This window comes from Halorussus sp. AFM4, from assembly GCF_051194995.1.
Taxonomy (GTDB): Archaea; Halobacteriota; Halobacteria; order Halobacteriales; family Haladaptataceae; genus Halorussus.
The window spans coordinates 135744-158768 of the sequence record NZ_JBNTJT010000002.1 but is presented as its reverse complement, the minus strand read 5'-3'; the positions used below and the strand labels follow the sequence as shown (position 1 = coordinate 158768).

General features: G+C 59.2%; 21 protein-coding genes. 12 read left to right on the top strand and 9 right to left on the bottom strand.

From position 1 onward, the window contains the following. The first annotated feature begins 138 nt into the window (after positions 1 to 138). The 5 genes from ACQUQF_RS09055 to ACQUQF_RS09035 all read left to right on the top strand — a co-directional run bounded on the left by ACQUQF_RS09055 (position 139) and on the right by ACQUQF_RS09035 (position 7236). Complete coding sequence (locus ACQUQF_RS09055; protein ID WP_435177957.1) at positions 139 to 696, top strand: hypothetical protein; 558 nt, start codon at positions 139 to 141, stop codon at positions 694 to 696. A gap of 193 nt (positions 697 to 889) precedes the next feature. After that, positions 890 to 5668, top strand: coding sequence for a M6 family metalloprotease domain-containing protein (locus ACQUQF_RS09050; protein ID WP_435177955.1), 4779 nt, complete (start codon positions 890 to 892; stop codon positions 5666 to 5668). Positions 5669 to 5751: 83 nt separating this feature from the next. Further along, on the top strand, positions 5752 to 6384 hold the full coding sequence (locus ACQUQF_RS09045) for a hypothetical protein (protein WP_435177954.1): 633 nt from the start codon (positions 5752 to 5754) through the stop codon (positions 6382 to 6384). A gap of 172 nt (positions 6385 to 6556) precedes the next feature. Then, entirely contained in the window at positions 6557 to 6967 is a 411-nt protein-coding gene (locus ACQUQF_RS09040) for a hypothetical protein (protein ID WP_435177952.1), read from the top strand. A gap of 74 nt (positions 6968 to 7041) precedes the next feature. Next, positions 7042 to 7236: a hypothetical protein gene (locus tag ACQUQF_RS09035; protein ID WP_435179531.1), complete on the top strand. Its 195-nt coding sequence runs from the start codon at positions 7042 to 7044 to the stop codon at positions 7234 to 7236. A 130-nt stretch (positions 7237 to 7366) separates the two neighbouring features. Here ACQUQF_RS09035 and ACQUQF_RS09030 read toward each other — a convergent pair whose 3' ends face one another. The 4 genes from ACQUQF_RS09030 to ACQUQF_RS09015 form a co-directional block, all read right to left on the bottom strand. Further along, positions 7367 to 7951 (bottom strand): hypothetical protein, encoded by a 585-nt coding sequence (locus ACQUQF_RS09030; RefSeq protein ID WP_435177950.1) that lies wholly within the window; start codon positions 7949 to 7951, stop codon positions 7367 to 7369. Positions 7952 to 8519: 568 nt separating this feature from the next. Next, positions 8520 to 8987: an HNH endonuclease gene (locus tag ACQUQF_RS09025; RefSeq protein WP_435177948.1), complete on the bottom strand. Its 468-nt coding sequence runs from the start codon at positions 8985 to 8987 to the stop codon at positions 8520 to 8522. 481 nt (positions 8988 to 9468) lie between these two features. Beyond that, on the bottom strand, positions 9469 to 9948 hold the full coding sequence (locus tag ACQUQF_RS09020; RefSeq protein WP_435177946.1) for a hypothetical protein: 480 nt from the start codon (positions 9946 to 9948) through the stop codon (positions 9469 to 9471). A 486-nt stretch (positions 9949 to 10434) separates the two neighbouring features. Continuing rightward, positions 10435 to 10791 carry a DUF7344 domain-containing protein gene (locus ACQUQF_RS09015; protein WP_435177944.1) on the bottom strand — a complete coding sequence of 119 codons (357 nt, stop codon included), beginning with the start codon at positions 10789 to 10791 and terminating at the stop codon, positions 10435 to 10437. A 231-nt stretch (positions 10792 to 11022) separates the two neighbouring features. On the opposite strand from ACQUQF_RS09015, the gene ACQUQF_RS09010 reads away from it, so the two are divergent. After that, a complete protein-coding gene (locus ACQUQF_RS09010; RefSeq protein WP_435177942.1) occupies positions 11023 to 11301 on the top strand; it encodes a HalOD1 output domain-containing protein in 279 nt (92 codons plus the stop codon). 66 nt (positions 11302 to 11367) lie between these two features. Here ACQUQF_RS09010 and ACQUQF_RS09005 read toward each other — a convergent pair whose 3' ends face one another. Further along, positions 11368 to 11640 carry a helix-turn-helix transcriptional regulator gene (locus ACQUQF_RS09005; protein ID WP_435177940.1) on the bottom strand — a complete coding sequence of 91 codons (273 nt, stop codon included), beginning with the start codon at positions 11638 to 11640 and terminating at the stop codon, positions 11368 to 11370. Here ACQUQF_RS09005 and ACQUQF_RS09000 point away from each other — a divergent pair. Further along, positions 11639 to 12148, top strand: a complete 510-nt coding sequence (locus ACQUQF_RS09000; protein ID WP_435177938.1) for a DUF7344 domain-containing protein — start codon at positions 11639 to 11641, stop codon at positions 12146 to 12148. The two genes, ACQUQF_RS09005 and ACQUQF_RS09000, sit on opposite strands and share 2 nt — an antisense overlap. Before the next feature lie 724 nt (positions 12149 to 12872). Here the strand turns inward: ACQUQF_RS09000 and ACQUQF_RS08995 are convergent. Next, on the bottom strand, positions 12873 to 13697 hold the full coding sequence (locus tag ACQUQF_RS08995; RefSeq protein ID WP_435177936.1) for a hypothetical protein: 825 nt from the start codon (positions 13695 to 13697) through the stop codon (positions 12873 to 12875). Between the two features lie 585 nt (positions 13698 to 14282). Here ACQUQF_RS08995 and ACQUQF_RS08990 point away from each other — a divergent pair. Next, positions 14283 to 14891 carry a hypothetical protein gene (locus ACQUQF_RS08990; RefSeq protein WP_435177934.1) on the top strand — a complete coding sequence of 203 codons (609 nt, stop codon included), beginning with the start codon at positions 14283 to 14285 and terminating at the stop codon, positions 14889 to 14891. 988 nt (positions 14892 to 15879) lie between these two features. On the opposite strand, the gene ACQUQF_RS08985 is transcribed toward ACQUQF_RS08990, so the two are convergent. Further along, positions 15880 to 16293, bottom strand: coding sequence for an HNH endonuclease (locus tag ACQUQF_RS08985; protein ID WP_435177932.1), 414 nt, complete (start codon positions 16291 to 16293; stop codon positions 15880 to 15882). 239 nt (positions 16294 to 16532) lie between these two features. On the opposite strand from ACQUQF_RS08985, the gene ACQUQF_RS08980 reads away from it, so the two are divergent. Next, entirely contained in the window at positions 16533 to 16889 is a 357-nt protein-coding gene (locus ACQUQF_RS08980) for a winged helix-turn-helix transcriptional regulator (protein WP_435177930.1), read from the top strand. Positions 16890 to 16893: 4 nt separating this feature from the next. Continuing rightward, positions 16894 to 17508 (top strand): restriction endonuclease, encoded by a 615-nt coding sequence (locus tag ACQUQF_RS08975; protein WP_435177928.1) that lies wholly within the window; start codon positions 16894 to 16896, stop codon positions 17506 to 17508. Positions 17509 to 17849: 341 nt separating this feature from the next. On the opposite strand, the gene ACQUQF_RS08970 is transcribed toward ACQUQF_RS08975, so the two are convergent. Continuing rightward, complete coding sequence (locus ACQUQF_RS08970) at positions 17850 to 18869, bottom strand: tyrosine-type recombinase/integrase (protein ID WP_435177926.1); 1020 nt, start codon at positions 18867 to 18869, stop codon at positions 17850 to 17852. A gap of 72 nt (positions 18870 to 18941) precedes the next feature. Here ACQUQF_RS08970 and dinB point away from each other — a divergent pair, with 72 nt between their 5' ends. Continuing rightward, a complete protein-coding gene (gene dinB, locus ACQUQF_RS08965) occupies positions 18942 to 20579 on the top strand; it encodes a DNA polymerase IV (protein WP_435177924.1) in 1638 nt (545 codons plus the stop codon). 111 nt (positions 20580 to 20690) lie between these two features. Beyond that, on the top strand, positions 20691 to 21989 hold the full coding sequence (locus ACQUQF_RS08960; protein ID WP_435177922.1) for an MFS transporter: 1299 nt from the start codon (positions 20691 to 20693) through the stop codon (positions 21987 to 21989). 43 nt (positions 21990 to 22032) lie between these two features. Here ACQUQF_RS08960 and ACQUQF_RS08955 read toward each other — a convergent pair whose 3' ends face one another. After that, a complete protein-coding gene (locus tag ACQUQF_RS08955) occupies positions 22033 to 22968 on the bottom strand; it encodes a DMT family transporter (protein WP_435177920.1) in 936 nt (311 codons plus the stop codon). Between the last annotated feature and the right edge of the window lie 57 nt (positions 22969 to 23025).

Here is a 23025-nt window from a genome sequence, read left to right as displayed (position 1 = left end):
CCGCGCTACAGGGACCGCCTGAACTCCCGTAATCACCGCCTGACCTCGACGGAGCCCGACGCATCAGGTCCGCACGACGACCGTTCGCACGGGGCCTCGTTTCACGGGGCTTATCACGGGACCCGTACTGGTCCCGGTATGGACCGCCGCACAGCGCTGCAGTCGCTCGCCGGGGGAACGGCGCTCGCGCTCGCCGGCTGCACCGGTCGAGACTCCGCGACGTCGCCGACATCCTCTGCGGGTACGTCGACGGGGGCGCGGACGACGGAGGCGCGGACGACGACGTCCGCGACCACGGTCGACCTGCAGAGCCACACCGTCACCGTCACGAAGCGGGTCGAGCAGGGACAACGCGACCTCTCGCGCGTCGTGCGGATCGCGGCCAGGCGGGCCGAGTCCACCCTGACGTGTCCCGACGGCACAGAGAAGACGACGAGCGCCGACCTCCCCGACGAGCGCTGGCGGGCGTTCGAGCGGTCGGTGCTCGCGGCCGACCCGAGCCGGTTCGCCTCGGAGTACGAGTGCTCCGGGAGCTGCCCCCAGGACCTCCCGCAGACCCGGCTCACGCTCACCGTCGACGGCGAGTCCACCGCGGTGCGGATCGAGGCGGGCGCCGAGCTCCCGCCGGAACTGGACGCCATCCTGGCCGACGTCGAGTCCTTCGAGACGAATCTGGACGAGCCGAGCTGCGAGTGAGCCGCCGCGGTCGAGGGAACACCCTGTCGAGGACGACCAGCGTCCCCGATCCAGTTACGGTCTCGAAGCGGCGGCGAAGCCGGACGGTAGAGACGGGGCGTCGCCCGATTCGGTCCGCGTGTTCAAATAGATCCGGCGCGTTTGATGACCGAATGAACAAGGTTTATTATAAGACCGTCAGCCCTTGCAGTCGATGCCGGTCACGTCGTTGTTCGAATCTCATCTCGGTCTTATTATTGCGACAGTGCTCGCGCTCGTCGTCAGTCAGGTCGCCGGCGTCGCGGGCGCAGCGGGGGCGGTACCCGCTCCGGACGACTACGTCACCAAGACCCAGCCCGACGGCACGGAGTTCCGGGCCAGGCAGTGGGGCAACGAGTTCAACCACGGCTGGGAGACCAAGGCCGGTTACACCATCACCCAGGGTTCGGACGGCTGGTGGATGTACGCCGAACTGGACGCGGGGGAGATCGTCCCCACCGACCGGCGGGTCGCCGTCGACGACCCGCCGTCGGTTCCGAAGCACCTCCGGGGGAGCGCCGAGACCAGCCCGGAACTCGCCCAGGACGGGTCGAGCGATTCCTCCGGCCTCGGGACCTCGTCGGCCCAGTCGGCGGGCGGGATGCCGACCACGGGCACGGTGAACCTCCCGGTCGTCCTCATCAACTACGACGACACCTCGACGACCTACGCCGTGACCGACTTCCAGAAGCTGCTCTTCGGCGACGACCCCGCCATCGCCAGCGGGCCGGGCAGCATGAGGGACTACTACCGGGAGATCTCCTACGGCCAGCTCGACATCTCCGGCGGGTCGGCGGGCGTCACCGGCTGGTACACCGCGAAGAACGGCCACGACTACTACGGCGAGAGCTACGTGAACGCCGCGAAGCTGGCCAAGGAGGCGGTCAGGCAGTCCGACTCGGCGATGAACTACTCCGAGTACGACAACGACGGCGACGGCACGGTCGACGGCGTCATCGTCATCCACCAGGGACCGGGCCAGGAGGCCAGCGGCGACAGCACCGACATCTGGTCCCACCGGTGGAGCTTCCGTGGCGCCGGCATCGGCACGTACGAGACCGACGAGGGCGTCACGGTCAACTCCTACTCGCTCCAGCCCGAGACGTACCGGAACGGCATCACGACCGTCGGCGTCATCGCCCACGAGACCGGCCACCTCTTCGGCATGCCCGACCTGTACGACACCGACGGCGGCTCGGAGGGCATCGGGAAGTGGGGGCTCATGGGCAGCGGCTCGTGGAACGGGGTGAACCGGGCCGGCGACTCGCCCGCCCACCCGACCGCGTTCCTCAAGTGGCAGCAGGGCTGGCTCTCGCCCACGAACCAGTCGCTGACCGGACCGATGGGCACCCTGAGCCCGTACGCGAACAACTCGGCGGCGTTCCGGTGGCGCGACAACCCGAACGGCGTCCAGATCGGCGGGACCGGCGAGTACTTCCTCGCGACGAACCGCCGGAAGACCGGGTTCGACCGGGCGCTGCCCGGCGAGGGCCTCCTGATCCTGCACGTCAACGAGTCCCGGACCGACAACCAGGACCCGTCGAACAAGCTCGTCGACGTCGAGGCGGCCGACGGCGACCGCGACATGGACCGCCAGAACAACCGCGGCGACGCCGGCGACCCCTTCCCCGGGTCGACGAGCGCCGACGGGTTCACCCCGTCGACGATGCCGAGTTCGACCCTCTACGACGGCTCGTCGTCGGGACTGGAGATAACCGAAATCACGACCGACGGGGTCGACGTCGGGGTGAACATCGTCCCGTCCGCGAGCGCGTCGCCGTCGTCGGTCGACTACGGCGAGGTCCACGTCGGCGACGCCGCGACCCGCTCCGTGACGGTGACCAACGACGGCTACCGGGACCTGAACGTCACGGACAGCTCCGTCTCGGGCACCGACGCGGCGTCGTTCGAGATCGCCGCCGACACCGGACAGGCGGTGCTCGCGCCGGGCGAGTCGGCTTTGATCAACGTCTCGTTCTCGCCGAGCGAACGCACCTCGCGCTCGGCGACGCTCGTCGTCGAGCACAACGCGTCCGGCTCGCCGACCGAAGTACCGCTGACAGGCACCGGTATCGCGCCGGACTACAACGTCACGCCCGCAGCATCAGTCGACTACGGCGACGTGGCCGTCGGCGGCGGCCCCGCGACGGAATCGGTCGTCGTGGAGAACAACGGCTCGGCGCCGCTGAACGTCACCGGGGCGACGTTCACGGGACCCAACGCGTCGAGCTTCGGCTTCGCGGCCGACAGCGAGGTGCCGGCGACGACCGTCGCGCCGGGCGGGAGCGTCACCTTCGGCGTCAACCTGTCGGTCGACTCGCTCGGCGAGCGGACCGCCTCCCTGGAACTGTCGCACAACGTCTCGGACCGGCCGGCGATCAACCTGACGCTGACCGGGACCGGCGCGGACCTGACCCCGCCGACCGTCACCGACGTCGCGGCCAGGAACGAGAGCCGCGGGACCACCGAGCTGACGGCGGGCGATACCGTCACCGTGTCGGCGGCGGTCGCCGACGCCGTCGAAGTCGAGACGGTCACGGTGAACGCCTCCGTACTCGGGAACTCGACGGTCACCCTGACCGACGGCGACGGCGACGGCGTGTACAACGCGACCGTCCCGGTCGACGCCGCGAACGCGACCGAGGGGACCCACACCCTTCCCGTCACCGCGACCGACGCCGCGGGCCACGCGACCACCGCGGACTCGAACGCGGTCGCGGTCGACTGCACGCCGCCCGCCCTGCGGGTCGACGCCCCCGTCGACGGGCACGCGCTGAATCGGACGAACCTTACCGTGAGCGGCGTCGCGTCCGACGACGTCACGTCGGTCGCCGCGGTCGAGGTGCGCCTCGACGGCGGCGCCTGGACGGACGCGACGCTCGAGAACGGAACGTGGGAGCACACCTTCGCGTCGCTCGCGGCGGGCGAGCACACGGTGTCGGTGCGCGCGACGGACAACGTGAGCAACGTCGGCGCGGTCACGACCCGGAACGTCACGGTCGACCTCACCGAGCCGACGATAGCCGACGCATCGCTCAACCGGACCGACGACGCCCTCCCGGAGACGGCCATCCGGGCCACTGTCGGGGCGAGCGACGCCCGGACCGCCGTCGCGAGCGTGGTCGTCGACGGCGTCGGACTCGACGACCGGTCTGGCAACTGGACCGGAACCGTCTCGGCCGCGCCCGACCTCGGTCGGGAGACCGTGACCGTGACGGTCACCGACCGCGCGGGCAACCCGAACACGACGACCCTGGCGTACGACGTCGGGCGGAACGCGACGCTGAACCGGACCGGCGGGTCGACCTACCGGGCGACGCCCGCGGCGACGCCGGTGATCCGGAACGTGACGATGAACCTCTCGGCGGGCCCGACCGACCGGAACGTCACCGTCGGCACCGCGACCGCGAACCCCGCGGCGGCGGCGCCCGACGGGGACGCGGCCCTGTTCTTCCCGCAGGTGAACACCACGGTCCCGAACGCGGACATCGAGAACGCGACGGTCGCGGTCCGGCTCGACAAGGACCGGTACGCCGACCTGTTCGTGGAGGGCGACTCGACGACGTTCTGGGCGCACGACGGCTCCGGGTGGCACCGAACGACGGCCACCCTGCGGAGGGAGACGAGCGACGCCTACTGGTACGACTTCCGGACGACTCACTTCTCGGCGTTCGCGGTCACCGGCGACGTCGAGGACGAACCGCCGACGATTACCTCGCTGACGCCCGGCGACGGCGATTCGACGACCGACCGCAACCTCACCGTCGCGGCGGCGTACGGCGACGCCTTCTCCGGCGTCGACCCGTCGACCGTCCGGTTGTCGGTCGACGGCGAGTCCGTGACGTCGAGCGCCACCGTCACGGACTCGAAGGTCAGCTACGACTCCTCGTTCGACGTCGGGACCCACACGGTGACGCTCACCGTCGGCGACAACGCGAACAACGTCGAGACGCGCTCGTGGTCGTTCACGGTCGCGGAAGCCGCCGCCGGTGGCGGCGGTGGGGCGGGCAGTAGCGGCGGTGGCGGTGGCGGCGGGGGCGACGTCCCGCCGCCGATGGTCCAGGTCGAGGTGCTGGAACGGACCGACGGCTACGCCCGGGCGGAGATCACCAGCGCCCGGCGCGGCAGCCCCGGCACCGTCCGATTCGAGCGCGGACTGGTCGGCGGCGACGTGACGTTCCGGGAGCTCTCGGTGCGACCGGAGAGCGCCGACGCGACGGCGAGGTTCCTCGCGGAAGCAACCGCGACCGGGACCCCACCGGACGGCGTCCCCCCGCTCGACGCGACGCGTTCGGTCCTCGGCTACCTGACCGTGACCCCGACGTACGTCACCGACGCCGAACTGCGAAGCGTCGGGACCGCCTTCGCGGTGGACGCCTCGCTGGCGGCGTCGCCGGAGAACGTGGTCGTCTACCGCTACGACGGCACGGGCTGGACGCGCGTCGACGCCGAGTTCGCGTCCGAGCGCGGCGGCGCGTACCGGTTCGAGGCGTCGGCCGGCGCCACCGGGACCTACGCCGTCGGGCTGGCGACGCCGTCGTTCGAGGTGCGGAACCTCACCGTCGACCCCGCCACTGCCGGCCCGGACGAGCCGGTGACGGTGTCGGTCGCGGTGGCGAACGTCGGCGACGGCGCGGGCACGGAGACGCTGGAGCTCGCGGTCGACGGCCGGACGGTCGCCACCCGAGACGTGACGCTCGGCCCGGGGAACCGGACCGCGGTGACGTTCGAGCGCACGTTCGAGCCGGGCGACCACCGGATCACCCTGGGGTCGGCGGCGGCGACGCTCACCGTCGAGGGCAATGGGAGCGAGCAGGCCGGTCTGCAGCAGGTAGAGAACCGGGAGACGACGAACAGTAGCTCCGGCGGCGTCCCGGGCTTCGGTGTCCCCGCTTCGCTGGCGGGACTGGCGGGGCTGCTCGCCGCGGGAGCGCTCGCCCGGCGGCGTCGCTGACCCCTCTCGGGACGCCTCGAATCGACCGCCGGCTCCCGCCTGCCACAACAGTCACCCGCGTGCGGTCCCACTACCGAGACAAGATGACCAAGGAAGCCCTGGCCTCGTGGCTGCTGAAACAGAGCGACGTTCCGCTGACCGTCCTCAAGCCGGTCGCGACCAGACTCGGGATCTCGACGAACTACGTGGGGGCGGCGCTGTTCGCGGGCCAGATCGTCTACGAGAACCAGGACACCATCGTGGAGTACACCAGCAGGGGCGGCGTCACGGTCGGCGAGTTCCTCCGCGAGCGCGCCCGGGAGCGGTACGGCCCGGACCACCCGCTGACCCGGTACCTCGGCGAGAACGTCGAGGCGATCACCGAGGCGTTCGAGGGGACCGAGGCGGAGGCCCGCACCTTCGCCGAGTTCTACCGGCAGTACCGGGCCGTCGACCGCGACCACCGGCTCCGCGACGAGGTCGACGCCGACGCGCTGGCGGCGGTCGCGGACCGCCTGCCGGCACGCGAGGACCTCGCCGACCGAGTGCGTCTCCCCGATCGCGAATCGTTGCCCGGCCGCGACTCGCTGCCCGGACGCGGGGACCTCCCCGGTCGTGACGACCTCCCTGGCGCGGACGACCTGCCCGACGCGGACGCGGTCCCCGGCGTCGAGCGAGACGGGGACGACGCCGACCGCGACGAGGTCGTCGACATCCCGGTGGACGACGCGGCGTGACGGGGGTCGGGACGACCGGCGGGCGTGACGACCGATGCGACGACCGACGGACGTGACGAGCGACGCCACGACCCACGGGCTTAGGGACCGACCCGTCGGAAGCCCCGCGGAACGCGACCCGGTCGGATCGCCGACCCAACCTACTAAGTGCGCGGCTTCGAATCGCCGGCGGATGAAGTCACCCGAACACGCGGCGCTGGGCGCGGTCGCCTCGGTGCTGCTGGTCCTCGCGCTCCCGGTCTCCGTCCCCGTCGAGGCCGCCGGGCTGGTGGCGTACGGCGTCCTGCTGTCGGTGTTCGTCGACCTCGACCACTTCCTGGTCGCGCGCCAGCTCTCGGGGAACTGGTCGCACCTCCGGCGGTGCGTCACCGACCCCGCGTTCGCGTTCACCGAGCAGGAACGGGTCTTCGACGGCGTCGACACCCGGACGCTGGAGACCCGGCGGCTGCTGACCCACATGCTCGTCGGCGGGGCGTTAGTCGGGGCACTCGCGGTGCTTGCGCCCGTCTACGCCGTCTTCACCGCGGGCGTGCTCTACGTCCACGTGGTCGCCGACCTGCTCCGGGACGGCGAGATCGCGTAAGCCGGAGCACGATTGCTCGCCTTCTCGCCGGCCGAACTGAACCTTTAAACGGCCGCGGAAACCATCCCCGGACGATGACAGGCGGCGGGTCGCGCCTCCCCGGGACGCCGGACGAGGACGGCGGCGACTCCATCGTGCTCCACGTCGACATGGACTGCTTCTACGCGGCCACCGACGGCCATCATTGCCCGTCACGTATTGCGGTTTGCTTCGACAATTTGGGTCGTCTGCAATCCAGATTCACTCGTCAGACCACCGTATTAGTCTGACCTTCTCGCTGTCTCGGACTTCGACCTAATCGTATACGTCGGAATACTCATAGAAATGGGAAGAGGTCAAATATGCTGCTATCCAAAGCCAATGGGATAGTGGCAAAGTCGAAAGACATCGGGACTACCCTCAATTTGGTTTTGAAGGAATATCGGTCTCCATGTGAAGAAGAGCTATAGTTGAACTCGCTAACAGAAGACTCCCAAAGTACAGTGCATCCAACATGAAATATCCAATTAAGTTCCCTATTAGGGTTGCAGTCCCACTTGACCACTCAATCTCTGGTAACTTTGAAATGGAAACCCGTAGCACAATGCTAAACAAGAACAGTAGAGCGGCTGATACCCCCGTGGCTACTCGTTGAGTCTTAGTAGAAGCACTAACCTCCGACAAATTTTCATCACTTGCTATGGTCTCAATTGCGCCTTTACTAAACCAACTCACCAATAGTAAAGCAATCACACCGAACACTACCAAGCTCATGAACGAGTTTGCTATCGCAAGAAGTTCCGTTGCAGTTACAAGTGGCTGAAGAAGAAGGATAATAACTAGTAGTAACAAGGAGAATGCCATGAGGACTTGGCCAACATGACCCAGTCGGACTAAAAACGGCTTCCAGTCCATCTTCTTACATATTTCCCGCGTTTTGGAATACGATTTTACTGGGAGAAGATCAGATAAAGCGACTATTAAGGGATTCTCTTTGTCTATCATTGTGCAAAACAATGGGTAGGTAATAGAAAAACGATTCGCTGAGTATGCAATAATTTCTCAAGTCCTTGCATCTTTGTACGCATAAGTGTCTCGCGAATTGAAACTTAGAGTGATGGTTCTGACAGCTTGAAGGATCAACACGAACCTTTTCCCACGGTCATTCAATGACCTTTTGTAACGTTCATTTCCGCAGTAGTGTTTCGATGGAGTGGGTGGCCAAGTGTTCCGTCTTCGACTCCACGGGACCACCACCCACTCCATCGACCGTCTCACGAGGTAGTAGTGAGCAAACAACCATTGATTGCACGACCCTAAGCTCATGGCTTCAAGACCATGAGTAGATGGTCGTGGGTTCTACGTTAATATCGAGAAGCACAGTGACCTTCCTTCAAGAGGCTATCAGAGGGTCGTGAGTGTCAGTAGATGGATTCTTTGACAAGCCGAGTGGTAGGTATTATCCCCGTAAGGGAATGGCTTGAGACGGCTGTGTGCTTCTTAACCAACAACATTGCTCAAATCTTCGTCTTGTTGGTTAAGACGTTTAGGGACAAAGGTTACTTAAGAGGGATTAGCGACATATCACCTCTAAGGCCTTTGACGGCCAAATGAATATTAGTCCTAACAGAATGGCTGGTAGTCCCGGGAAAAGAGCATTTAGGAAGCTAGAGGGATTAGTGAAGAGGTAGGTGAGATGTGTTAGAACCAAGACGGCCAATATCAATACGGTGACGGCAGTGAGAACTACCCGGAAATTATCCCAGAGTGTCTTAAGATCAGCCGTAGTCCGTTGTTGGTTCTGCCCCGACTTACTGCCGACTGGACGACCATGGACTTGACTATGACACTGCTGACAAAGGGTCGTGAGGTTATTAGGATTGTGTGATCCACCACGACTCTTCGGAACGACGTGATGAGCATGAAGTTCGGTATTACCTCGGGGACCGCCTTGAGCGCCACAGTGTTGGCATTGATAGCTATCTCGTCGATATACGGCTTTCCGTCTCTTATCCCAGTCAGAAGGGTAATCTCGTGTCATTGGATTCCTCAAATGACTGAACAACAATAGTACCAATGGAAGGATAGTTAGAGGAATCAACTATAGTCATCGTCAGCTCACGACTGTTACTCCATCGAGTATTGGCAATTAGTGTCGTGGGACTAAGGAAGGTTCTTCAATTCAGTAAGAGACAATAACATTTGCCGAGCACACTTACGGGTGAGAGATACATCGTAGGAAGACTGCGGTGGTTTCTGAGGCCTCTGAGAGCCACGCAATGAGCATGAGAGCCATTCCTTGAGTTCCAATATGGTATCTAACGTAGCTCCCTCCTCTTCCTTAGAACCGAGATATGGACGTAAGAATCAGTTGGTGAATTGCTCCCTAAACAATAAGGTTGTTTCCTTATCATCGTCGAAATTCTTGACTGCTATAGTCCTCGGCGGTACTGGTGTCAACTCTGCCGAAGGGCAAGAGTCTGGAAGCCTCTGACATAGATCAGACTCGTACTCCCTTTGAACTACGTACTATGAATCCAGTCATCCCGTTTGTAGAGCAAAGCTCCCAAGAGCATGACATAGACAGTTGCAAGAGTAAGATTGTATCTGGGAGCCGAAATGACTGCAGCAAATGCTTGTATCAGCGCAGTAATCCCCAATATGACCGTGAAATCTGCGAGAGTATCTGATGCTTCTTTCTGCCCTTTCGTAAGGCTCTGTTGTTCTTTCCGCAGCTCTCGGTCATGTGCTACCTCAAATCCCTTTTGCGTAAGTCTGTAATGTACACCAGTACCCACTTGAGAGAGTAACTCCGTCCGTTCGGCAAATCGTATTGCTGACTCTATTTCCTCGTTAGAGAGATCAGTGACCTTTCGTAAGTCAAACGGCCAGTTCTGCTTCCGTTGGTCATGCTCTTCTTCAACTGCGTCAACCCATTGCACTGTTCCCTCTTCGCTTCTATACGCTGTAAGAACCACCGTTGCCCAGTTTGGTTCGCTCATATCCAATAGCCCTCACGGACATGGTTTGAATCCCCATCTGTTCCGTCAACTAAAATAGGGTGTGAAGAATACCCCCGTGGTCCCACCCCGTCGACTATAGCCCTCTGAGTAGGTTCCCTATTCTCCATTAGCGGGGGTGAATGAATTACCTCCAGAGATTCCCCTCCTTCTCAGAGCCCCTTCTTTTAGCTCCGACTTACGTCTGACAAAATGCTAAGTACGTTGAGTCCGATTGTTTTAGATAGCGACTTAGTCGCTCGACCACCCATGTCAGCAACAACGGCCTCCCTAGGGGACTGTCCAGAGTGTGGGGAAGAGATTGCCGCTGCGTCGAAGCTAATCGAGTACGAGAAAACGGATGGAACGACGGGCATGTATGCTGAATGCGAGAGTTGTCGAAAGGTCGTAGCTCCCAAATAGAATCCCTCGGTCATCATTTACACTTCTGACTGGAATACCCTATAGTTCTCTTTCCGTAGTTGGTGATCAGTCTTCCACCAGCTTACTGATTTCAAGGAGCATCGTGAACACCGAAGATGAGTGCGTCAGACGGATATCCCCTTGGCGTTCATCGTAATCGATGATTCCGTAGTCTTGTAATCGAGGAAGGTGCTCATGATGAAGTTTCGCTTGAATTCGTTTACTATCTTCTTCGCTGATTGACGAGAGAGAACAGTCGGACTCTCGTGCAACGAGCTGGCGGGAAAGCTCGTCAAGTTCCGCATCACCATGCTCGTCAAGATGATACAGCAGATAACGGCGATTTTGGTTACTTAAAGCACGGAGAGAGCGGTCTAACAAAGATAGCCCACCGTCTTCGTGTATCTTATGGCTTTCTTTCATTGTTTTCTCCTTCCTCAGCTAACTTAGCGTCAGACGTCTCAAACGGAGATGAAGGGGTTTTACCACCTAAGTATATTGGTGACTTTCAGTAGAACAATCTGGGATAACATCCATGGTATTCTTTCTATCTAGGTAAATGGAGGTTCAAATCGGGGATGTATTCAAAGGTGTGTGGCGGTATTTATTTAGGGGATAGGTACGTAGGTTCGCGAACAGTAGTAATTCACAATTATGAGAGAGACGACACAGAGACGTCACAACTTATCGCTCACTACACTACTTGTCGATAAGATTGCAGACCACAAAGGCGTCGATTCCAATGGTCCCGAATTCTGCTTGTATGAAGATACAGACCCCGAAGCACTCGAACACTTCCTTGAACAAACAGAGGGTCCGGTTACAACGCAGTTCCAGCTTGACGATAGCCGTGTAATTGTCAAAAAGACTGTTGAGGGGGAAATCACCATCAACGTTGAATCGGTAATGCACCAATCCCAAGCATCTGATTGAATAGCGCTTAGAATCACGAAGAGGGACAAGCACGCAAATTAGCCGTGTTTAAAGAATGTCTCTCGATTAACTGGTGACTTCCAGTTCGTCCTTAGTGTACTGAGATTCCAATTCACGACGGGCCTCGATTTCACGGCTTCCCCTATTAGTGAGATCATAGTAGTTCGTGCGGCGGTCACGCTGACCCTTTTCGACGAGTCCTTTATTGACTAAGGTATCGAGATTTGGGTAAAGACGGCAATGATGAATCTCCTTCTCATAGTAGTCCTCCAACTCCTCTTTGATGGCAAGTCCGTGTGGTTTATCATCACCCTCAATCACGTAAAGCAGATCACGCATGCGTTCTCCCAAGGCAAGGGCGGTAAAGGGAATCCCCAGATGGGCCTCACATCACCTTTGTTACTGCATATATACAACCGTTTCGTCCGTGAAACGGATTGGAACAAACGACCGTTTTCATGCACCCCCAAGTGCTAAATTGAGAGTAGAGATAGGGATGGTCAAGAATCAAGGTCAAAAGTCCCATAGTACCCATAGGCACATTGATTCTGCGTTTGACGTATTATCTTCCCGTAATCGTCGTGCGATAGTGCGATACTTCCAAACTACGGACGAACCCATAGCGACAGTCAATGATCTTGCCCATCATTGCAAGGAAGTAGGAAGTGAGGGGAATAACGCAGTAGCAAACGACCGTATGACGGCGCAATTACACCATCGGCATTTACCGAAGCTGGCTGATGCTGGCGTTATTGAATACGACGCCCGTAGCGAGACGGTCCGTTACAAAGGAGATTCATTGACCGAAGAGTTACTGGAGCGTGCAAGTGGAATTCAGTTCCAGTAGAGCTTCGAGATTGCTTGTTGTCCGTTAGACGTGGACGGTACTGTTGTTCCTCATGCACTCAACGAACCTTTAAGCAAACGGGATGTGACCCCCATAATATGGGGGCAAGTACACGACAATCACCTACACAAGGAGAGGCCAAAGAGCAACTGAAAGAAGCATTGGAGACGGAGGATCCAAGTGAGAAGAACTTCCATCTGAAACAGGCACTCCAGTTGCTCGAAATCAGAGACTGTTCGTATTGAACAGTAGGTACTCTACGTCGTAGGTCCGTCTGGGAGTCGAAGAATGGACTACTATGTCTCTCGGCAATCAGAACGATTTGATCAACGGAAGATGCCGGGATGGTGGCAAGCCATCCCTCTGGCGCTAACGGCTGTCGTGGTAGACTATGATGGTTGGCGCACGGTGCTACTGATGCCCCCGAACGGGCATTGAAGGTATGTGGTAGCATTTCACATCATTCTTGCGGAAAGACAGACTTTTGTGAGACATACCGATTGTACAGTAAAATCATAGAATCAAATGGGCCTAATCTGGAGGACTGAACACCTATGACGGACACGATTATTGCTGTAACCCCTATTGGCTAAAATGGCCGTGAGAGGGGCCCATTTTGCAATTAACGGCAAAATTGAACTATCTCCTATTTTAATAGAGATGCAAGGCAGAATAGTCAATGGAGGCAACAACGACAATGGGTCTCGAAATTACACTTGCATCGCTAATCAACACGGCCTTGGACAACACCGTCGTGTCCGTCATTGTTGTCGGACTCTTCGTGAGCCTCCTTGATCGACTCATGCCCGACGGACTCCTCTGACGTCGATATTGATTTGTCTTGGCGGACTAATTCCCATTCCTTCTCATTCAAAGCTCTGTATTTCCAACCTACAAAGAGAAGTACACTTACTATCGATAAAAATGGAACTAGCCCAATCCGACAAATAGCGATAATTTTGTTATAATTACCTAAGAAGAACTGAAGCCCTATTCCAACAAGAATTGCAGTCGATCCGGTGACGAACAATTGAGTAAAACGCCACCAATCATTCTTATGCGAACGAATTTGTTGCTTGTCAATAAGACGGGGTAGAAGTGGCTGAGAATACACTTCAAAAGTAATCACAAGGAATGCCCCATTCAATACGGTGAAGAAGCCGAACTGTTCAGTATATTCTCCTCTAACTACTAGACGGGAGATTAGTACAAACAATAGAAATACAATCAAAGCCCTCAATCGTAAGAAAGGGTAACCTCGTTCAAACCAGCTTGTATTCCGGTTTCTCTCGATGTATATTGACAATAGAATGGTTAACGATAGCAGAACAAAAACAATAATAGAACCAACCCAACTAATCCCGACTACCCCCTTATTTGGGGCATTTGCCAGAGGTAGGGGAAATGACTCTGCTGTGTAGGCTGACCAAAGGGCTGAAATATACATACTCAGACCGAATAGAATACGGAAATGGATTGTCTTTGAAATCGGCTTACGCTTATCGAATCCCAAAGGTAACTGGTTGGATTCTTCTAGTTGTTTACTCATATCAGATTCACTGGTGTTGAATCTCGTCCTCCTACACATTAATATATGGTGATTGCTTTACAATATCGGCCATGTATGATTCCCTCAATCTTGGTACCTTGGCTCATGGCCATTGAACGAACGACCGTGAGAGCAATCCATTAACGCGTATCCCTACTTCCTTAGTACCGTCGTCGTTAGGAGTAGGTCGATCCCGGAATTTCCACCAGTGAGGAGACCACTAATCTTTTCGCGAACCGCCATTCTGGCATCAGAACGTGTTAAACACTCAAGTTCATCAGCTACTTTCGCTCCGGTATGCCTCAATTTATATGTGCAAATATGGTATGATAATTTGTAATGTCGGTCGATAGTACCCGTCCCTTAGAGTCGGATGTATCCCTAGAGGAGTATCTCACTAGGGACCAACTTTGGGAGAAGCGAGATCGGGAACCACATCCAATAGCTAAACAAATCAAATGTAGGTGCGTCCGATGCAACCCCAGTAAAAGAGAATCTGATGGTGAATTCGCCCGTGATGAGAAAGCGATAGAGAACGGTGAGCTGGGCCATCAAGACGACGATGGGCTGAAAGACATTACTGCCATGAAGACTGATGAATATGAAGTTGCACGAGAAGAGGTTGGCTCTCATCGGACTCATTGGCATCTACGTGACGTAGCAACGGGGCATTTCACGGATTTCAGTCGTTGGAAGGAAATGTGGTACTGGCAAGTCGGTCTCAAACCTAGTGGAAAGGTTACCAGTAGAGGAGTTTGTGACGAAGATTCTCGACGTGATAAAGCACGGAAGTTGAGTATCGCAGAGGCCTTTGGAGGGCAGCTTGGCTTGACTGAAAGCCAACTAGGGGAAGTACGGTCAATATTGCTTCAGATAAACGTAGACCGGTTAGGGTACTATAGTAACAATAGAGTTGCTGCCCTCACAGTGATCGATGGAGTGACGAAAGAGCGTCGCCAATATGCGGAATGGGATAAGCGCCGTCGTGACGAAACAACCCTTGTATCTCCCCCGAGAACCGTCGAAAAACTATTTGAAGACGTGTATGATGGGGAAGACGGTTGTCCAGAAGATCGGGCTATGCAATTTGCCAAAGCCATTTCTGAGACCTATGGTATTGATGCCGGCGATATTCAAGGAGCACGGAAAGCAATCCGTGATAATACTCATGTCGAAAACTTCGGCTCTTTATAAGTGAAATAGGGGTTCCCACCACAGTACATACTATATGGAAGGGGTGTTAGAGACACTACCCTTCGACACAAACGGTTGTTAGAAGTAATGTCTCTGACGGACGTGTGACTTACCGTCTCAAAACGACGGTGTGGGACTCACGTCTTTCGAGGGTTATCGAAGCGGACCAGAGAAGTTGCGGTCTCCGTCTTCGACTCCGACGGACTTCTCGTGTGGTCCGCTTCGACCGCATACACGGGAGTGAGAAGTTAGTTCCCTTTGACTGACGAGGGTCGGAGGAGGTCGATCAGTCCATAACGACCATAGAAGGTCATTTTCCGCACTGACGTATGACTAACCTTCGTCAGTCAAAGATGAACTTACACTCACTACCCTCCGTGAAGGAGTCCAAGACTGTCTCGGTAAACGTAGCACCCCAACGGGGGCAAACGTAGACGAGATAGTCTTGGAACCCTCTTACCCCCATTCCGTGGACATACGTGCCTTGTTGCACGGTGAGTGTGACGGAAGTGCTGTTATTGATCTAACTATGTCTGATAATACGACTTGGTCTGACGAGTATGGTGATGTCAATCCATTTGAGCGAGACGATAAGCCGAAACCCAATGAGACGCCCAAATCAGCCTATAAACGAGATGAGCACGGTGAGTTCAATCCGCACTCCGGTGCGCAAAGTCGTGAGCAAGCTCTTGAGGCTGGTCGATGTGGGGCTGTGCTAAGTCATTGGCGTTCAAGATACGGTGAGCGTCGTTACTGTACGTGTCTACCAGAGAGTGTCTTCGTGAAGGATGGTTCTGAGTACTGTCGTCTGCATAAGAGCCGTGGAGAACTACGAGGCCGTGGGAAAAATGACGGTGAGTCAGACAATGAGCATGACTGACTGAGGCAGCGTGGAGCTATCCACGGTGATGGAAAGAAGAATTACTGGTACTGCTTGGCCTTAAGACATGGCCGAAAAATCGGCGTAGATTGTAAATCCTCTACTTCTTTAGAACGTTAGATCTTCATCGAACTCTGAACAAAGAGTACTCGTGATATTCTGGACTGTCCCCATTCGAACATCCCTCGTGATGATTCCAACCGTTCTTTGGCTGTGCCTCACGACAATCCTTGAGGGATAGGTTTCTTCAAAAAGGGAGTTCTCCCACGTCCTTCCTTTCCCCTTACCATGGTGAAAATCATGGCATTCTTTGCAAAGAAGTTGTAGGTTGGATAGAAAGTGATTGCCTCCTTGACTAACTGGAACGCAGTGATGGGCAACCCATGATCTCTCGCCCAGAGTACCCACTTCACGATGGCAATTCTGACAGAGACCATTGTCTCTCTCGAATACTAATTTCCGTCTCTTCTCCCAATTAGCTGGTCTGTCAGTTATCTTCTTTTCGTCGGGTCTTTCTACCATTTCGTGTCACCCTCCATTCCTTCCACATCCCTCAGATTAATAGCCTCTTTCTAGGACTGAAATTAGAAAGGGGGTAGAGTCTTCCCCCAACTATCGAAAAGAGTGCTTGTGAAATCTTCACTCGAATAGAAACAAATAAAGGAAGAATTACATGTGATCTGATTTTCTGAGTGGTTTAAGTGAAAACGGTAATTTCCATCTTCCCAAGTTATATGTTGAAATAGGATAGTGTCCACATCATGGGAGAAAAAACGGAACTCCAACGAGACATTCTCATCACCGCCTATCACAACCCTCGTCTGAACCAGTCTGAGATAGCTGACCGTGTTGGTTGTTCATCATCGTATGTCAGTACAGTTCTCAACCGTTTCGATAACGTTGATGCGATGCACGCCGAAATAGAGCAATTGAACCAAGATCTCGGCTTTGACAATACTGCTGGCCTTGACGGTGGTTGGAATTTCGATGATAACCCCGATTGGCACCAAGGAGAGGACTTTGATGCAGATCTTGACCAAGCAATTCGTGATGGTGTAGAGGGACTCAAGGTCCTCTCAAAGAAGACGAAGGGACTCATCGACAAGATACGGGACTGAGTCTATGTCTGGTCAGCAATCTACGGAAGGACAGTACCATGAACAACTCCGAGAGTTAGCCCCTTATGAGTTTGAGCAGTTCGTAGCCGAACTTTGGTCACTACAAGGATGGGAAACAGAGGTGTCCCAACAGTCAACTGACCAAGGCATAGATGTCATTGCAACAAAAGAACATCCGGTTCATCAAAAGCACGTCTTACAAGTGAAGAGATACGGTGAAGGAAACAAGGTAGGGTCTCAAGCCGTTCAGCAGTATAGTAGTCTTCGTCAACAAGAACCCGGAACAGATACCGTTGTAATCGTAACTACGAGCGAATTCACTCGGCAAGCACGGGAGTTAGCCGATCAGTTAAATGTCAAGCTCATCAATGGGCATGACCTTTCTAATCTGGTCAGTCAGTTAGATGCTCATTCTCTGATTACCAACTACGTGGGTGGAAGAGAAGGAGATAGTGTCCAAACACCTTCTACCACCACTTCACGCAATAATACGGACACAGAATCTGATGAGGACGAAATGCCCTTGGATGAAGCGATAATAGCCGTACTCCAATTGCTCCTAATTATTGGGGTCTTTGGATACGCCGCGTTCATCCTCATCACGAACATCGTGATATGAATGCAGATCTCAATTCTCTTCCTCGATTAGCCGACTCTGTAGTGCTTAACGAACTCTAGTTGGCGGATATCTAATACTAATGCTATTGAAAGACGCTTGATGACTGAGCAAAGCACCTTGGAGGTCAGTCCTAAATGAATAGCAATTGGAACGGGAGCCACGGCAGTAGGAATATTTCATCTTTCAATCCTAGGGGTCATAGCGGTAGCCATTGTAGCTATGTTCTTCCTTAGGAAGGAAGTATGGGCTGTGATTGTCGTTTTCTTCCTTGCTATACTCACTATTTCAGTACTATTCAAAAAAGCGATAGAGGGGAAATACAGCGAATAGTGTAATCGAAATTATTGAAAGTAATCTCGTCGCATCTCTGCCTTCTCATCCATAGTTCTTTGATCGTAATGGCGGTCGAGAGTCTTGACAGCGACGTTCATACGGTCACTAATCGCTTTCTCGGGAACACCGTCACGGAGATAGGTCGTAATAGAACCACGACGGACATCGTGCGGACGCGTGCTGTGGGGACATTTGATGTTCGCGTCGTAGCCGCCAGCGTACTCACACGACTCTGGTTTCTTCTCCGAAGGACAGTCCATCCCTACGTTGCATGGCGTTGTAATTCCATACACGTGTTTGTTCAACTGGTTCTTGTGCATCCGTCCGTACCGCGTTGTAAACAATGGCTCTCGGCCGTAGTCGTCAGTGACGTCAACGCGGTTCGTATTGATGTAGTCCTCAAGGATTTGGACGACATCGTCACTGACGGTGACGATACGTTCGCCGTCTGGTCCGTTCTTCAATCGTGTTCCTTCCTCGGGTCTATTACGGACTTCTAACTTCGCCTCATCAAATTGGATGTCATCAACATCGAGGCTATGGATGGCGCTCATTCGCATTCCCGTCTTCCACTGTGTGAGGAAGAGCGCATGGTCGAGTGAAGCGTACTCATATCGGTGGAGATATTCGAGAATCGACTGTGCTTGTTCCGCCTCCATCAACGTATCTCGCTGGTTCTCTCCTTGGTCAAGCTTCGGGACGTTGATCTTGTCGGGGATGTCACTCTCGACGGCATCTATCTTCACACAGAACTCCATGAACGTCCGCAGAGCAGACAGATTCGTCTTCAACGTGACTTTGCCGATATCCTCCTTTCGCCAGTTCTTGAACCGCGTGAAGTCGCGCCCACGGATATCATTCAAATTCTCAATCCGTGGTTCGTCTGCGTCAGCCCCGTCGCACCATCGAACGAAGAATCCAAGTTGGTATTCTTTCGCGTTGATGGTGTTCGGTGAGAGTTCACCAGAAACGTCTTCAAGGTACATTTCTAACGCATCGTCTGGCGTGATAGGTTCGAGTTCGGTCATGGGTATGCACTTATGAAGCCCTCGAAACGAGATGGTGAACTGGATCGCTGGTCCGACGAGAATCCTCGTGGGATGAGTACGGACGGCGGCGACTCCATCGTGCTCCACGTCGACATGGACTGCTTCTACGCGGCCTGCGAGCGCCGCCGCAAGCCCGAACTCGAGGGCGAGCCGGTCGTCGTGGGGATGGGCTACGAGGGCGGCGAGACCCACGGCGCGGTCGCGACCGCCAGCTACGAGGCCCGCGAGTACGGCGTCGAGAGCGCCCAGGCCATCGGCACCGCGCTCGAACGCCTCCCCCGGATGGCCGAGGCCGAGGACCCCGACTCCGACGTCGACCCCGAGGAGGCGGGCTACTACCGGCCGGTCGACATGGACTACTACGAGGAGGTGAGCCGGGAGGTCAAGGAGATCCTCCGCGAGTCGGCCGACGTGGTCCGGGAGGTCAGCGTCGACGAGGCGTACCTCGACGTGACCGACCGGACCGGCTGGGAGGTCGCCGAGGGGTTCGCCCGCCACGTCAAGCACCGCATCGACCGCGAGGTCGGCGTCACCGCCAGCGTCGGGGTCGCGCCGAACATGTCGGCCGCGAAGATCGCCAGCGACCACGACAAGCCCGACGGCCTCGTCGTGATCGAGCCCGGCGAGGTCCGGGAGTTCCTCGCGCCCCTCGACGTGGCCGAGCTCCACGGCGTCGGCCCAGTCACCGCCCGCGAGCTCCGGGAGATGGGCATCGAGACCGCGGCCGACCTCGCGGCGGCCGACCGCGCCGACCTGGAGGAGCGGTTCGGCGAGCGCGGCGCGGAGATGCACCGCCGGGCCCGCGGCGAGGACGACCGCGAGGTGACCCCGCGGGGCCGGCCCAAGAGCCTCTCGCGGGAGTCGGCGTTCACCGAGGCCACCGACGACGACGAGGCCAAGCGCGAGCGGGTCCGGACCCTCGCGGAGGCGGTGGCCGACCGCGCCAGCCGGAAGGGCGCGCTGTACCGGACCATCGGCATCAAGGCCGTGACCCCGCCGTACGACGTCAACACCCGCGCGAGGTCGCTGCCCGGCCCGGTCGACGACCCCGACCTGGTCGAGGAGGTCGCGCTCGACCTGCTCGGCGAGTTCGAGGGCGACGAGGTCCGGAAGGTCGGCGTCCGGGTCTCGAACCTCTCGTTCGCCGAGGGCGAGCAGGCCAGCCTCGGCGACGCGTGGGACGCCGGCCCGGCGGAATCGGAGTCGGACACGGAGAGCACAGAGGGCGATGCGGAGAACTCCGATACGGTCGAATCCGCCGCCGGAACGACGAGTGGCGGAACGACGACCGACGGAACGACGACCGACGCGACGGCGGGCGACGACCGCGACGCGGACGGCCAGCGCTCGCTCGCCGAACAGTGGGCCGGCGAGGCGGCCGGCGACGGAGAGCCGAGCGAGGGCGACGACGATGAGACGGACCGGACCGACAGCGAGACAGAGCGCGACCCCGACGGAGACGGCCAACTCTCGCTCGAAGCGGAGTGGGCCGCGGCTGACCCCGACGGCGACGGCTCGGAATCTGGCGGAGGCGGCACGGAGTCGGACGACGACTCGGAACCGGTCGACGCCGCGGCAGACGACGTCGGCGAGAGTCCGGGACCGGACGACGAGAGGGGCGACGCCGACGAGCACGACGACCCCGACAGCCCGGACTCCGACGGGCAGGTGTCGCTCGCGGACTTCTGACCGGGCGGGAGCGGGCACGGGGTCGGACGCCCGACCGGTCGCTCCCGCCGGGACGCCACCACCCTCTGCCGGGACGGGTAGACTGAAAGGCGCCCGCGACGAGTCTCGGACGTGAACCGGAACGACCGGTCCATCGTGGGGCTGGTGATGGTCGCCCACGCGATGGTCCACACCTACGAGCTCTCGATCCCCATCCTCGTCACCATCTGGCTCGATCGGTTCGGCGTGGGCGCGAGCACGATGGGGCTCGTCGTCTCCGCCGGCTACGCGCTGTTCGGCCTCGGCGCGCTGCCTGGCGGCGTGCTGGCCGACGCCTACGGGTCGCGCCGGCTCATCGTCGCGTGCCTGGCGGGGATGGGCGGGTCGTTCGCCCTGCTGAGCCTCGCCCCCGGCGTCCCGGTCGTCGCGGCGGCGCTGGTGCTGTGGGGCGCGGCCGCGAGCGTCTACCACCCGTCGGGCCTCTCGCTGATCAGCAAGGGCGTCTCGCGGCAGGGGACGGCGTTCGCGTACCACGGGATGGCGGGCAACCTCGGCATCGCGCTCGGCCCGCTGGCGACCGCGGTGCTGCTCCTGTTCGCCGACTGGCGGCTCGTCGTCCTGCTGCTGGCTGCGCCGGCCGCGCTGGCCGTCGTGTTCGCGCTCGCGGTCGACGTCGACGAGACCGCCGCCGTCGAGGACAGCGCGGGCGTCGACGGGACCGCGGACGGAGACGAGTCGGTCGCCGACGGCGGCGACCCCGCGGCCGACGGCGAGTCGGACGGCGACGCCCGGGCCGGCGGGAGCGTGTCGTCGCTCCCCGAACTCGTCGCCGACTCGAGGGCGCTGTTCTCGGGGGCGTTCGTGCTCGTGTTCGGCGTCGTGATGTTCTCCGGGCTCTACTACCGGGGCGTGCTCACCTTCCTGCCGGAACTGCTGGCGAACCAGCCGCTGTTCGACCCCGTGACCCTGGGCGGCCGGGCGATCCAGCCCTCGCGGTACCTCTACGCCGGGCTGCTGGTCATCGGCATCGGCGGGCAGTACGTCGGCGGGAGACTGACCGACCGCATCCCCGTCGAGTACGGCATCGCGGGCGCGTTCGCGACCCTCGCGGTCGTGGCGCTGCTCTACCTGCCCGCGCTCCGGGCCGGCCTGGGCGCCATCCTCGCCGCGAGCGCGGTCCTCGGGTTCGCGCTGTTCGTGGTCCAGCCGCTGTACCAGGCCGCCGTGGCCCAGTACACGCCGCCGGGCACCCGTGGGCTGTCGTACGGGTTCACGTACCTCGGCGTGTTCGGGGTCGGCGCGCTCGGCGCGGGCATCGCCGGCTTCGTCCTCGACCTGTTCTCCCCGACCGCGCTGTTCGCGGTGCTGGCCGGGTTCGCCCTCGTCGCGGCGGCGTTCGGCGCGGTGCTCTCGGTGCGGCGGCCGGCGTAGCTCACCGCGCCGGCCCGCGTCCAGACCCGGCGTCGCGCGTCGATCAGCGCGCCGCCCCGCGGTACCGGGCCAGTTCGGCCGCCAGCTCCTTCTCCTTCAGCAGCAGGAACCCCGCCGCGACCACCCCGAAGCCGACGAGCGTCGACGCGGAGACGGGTTCGTCCAGCAGCCCCCAGCCGACGACCACCGAGACCACCGGGACGAGGTACGAGACCAGGTTGACCTCCAGCGGGCCGAACCGCGAGAGCAGGTCGAAGTAGACGACGAAGCCGACGCCGCTGGCCAGCACCGCGAGGTAGCCCACCGCCAGCACCGCCGCGGGCGCGAGCCTGACGCTCTCGACCGACTCGCCGACCGCCGCGCTCAGTCCGACCTGCATCCCCGCGCCGAGCGCCATCGCCCACCCGGTGAGCGCGACGGTGGGCATCGACGGCCCGCTCCGGCGGACCAGCACCGTGCCGACCGTGACGCTCAGCGCGGCCGCGAACACGAGGAGTTCGCCGAGCGGACCCGCACCGCCGCCCAGACCTGGGCCGGGAGCCACGGCTCCGGACTCGGGCCGGACCACGATGGCGACGCCGACGAATCCCAGGAGGAGGCCGACGACGCCCCGGCGGGAGACGCGCTCGCCGGGCAGCAGGACGTGGGCGACCAGCACCGTCAGGATCGGGATCGCGCTGAAGACAACTGCCGCGACGCCCGCCGTGGTGTACTGCTGGCCGACGAACGTCAGCCCGCTCCCGCCGATGAAGAAGACCCCGCCGGCGAGGACGGCGGTCCGGTCGGCCCGGGTCCGGGGCCGCCAGTAGTCGGTCGTCGCCCCGGCGTAGGTCAGCAGTATCGCGGCCGAGACGGCGTACCGGACCGCCGCGAGCGCCAGCGGCGGCAGGTAGCGCAGCCCGACCTCGATGGCGGGGAAGGCGCCGCCGAACAGGAGGGCCATGACCAGGAACGCCGACAGGTCGCGCGTGCGGGACACCTCGCGGGCTACGACGGAGGCCGGGATAGGCTTTGGTGGCGGAGCGTCGGCCCGCGG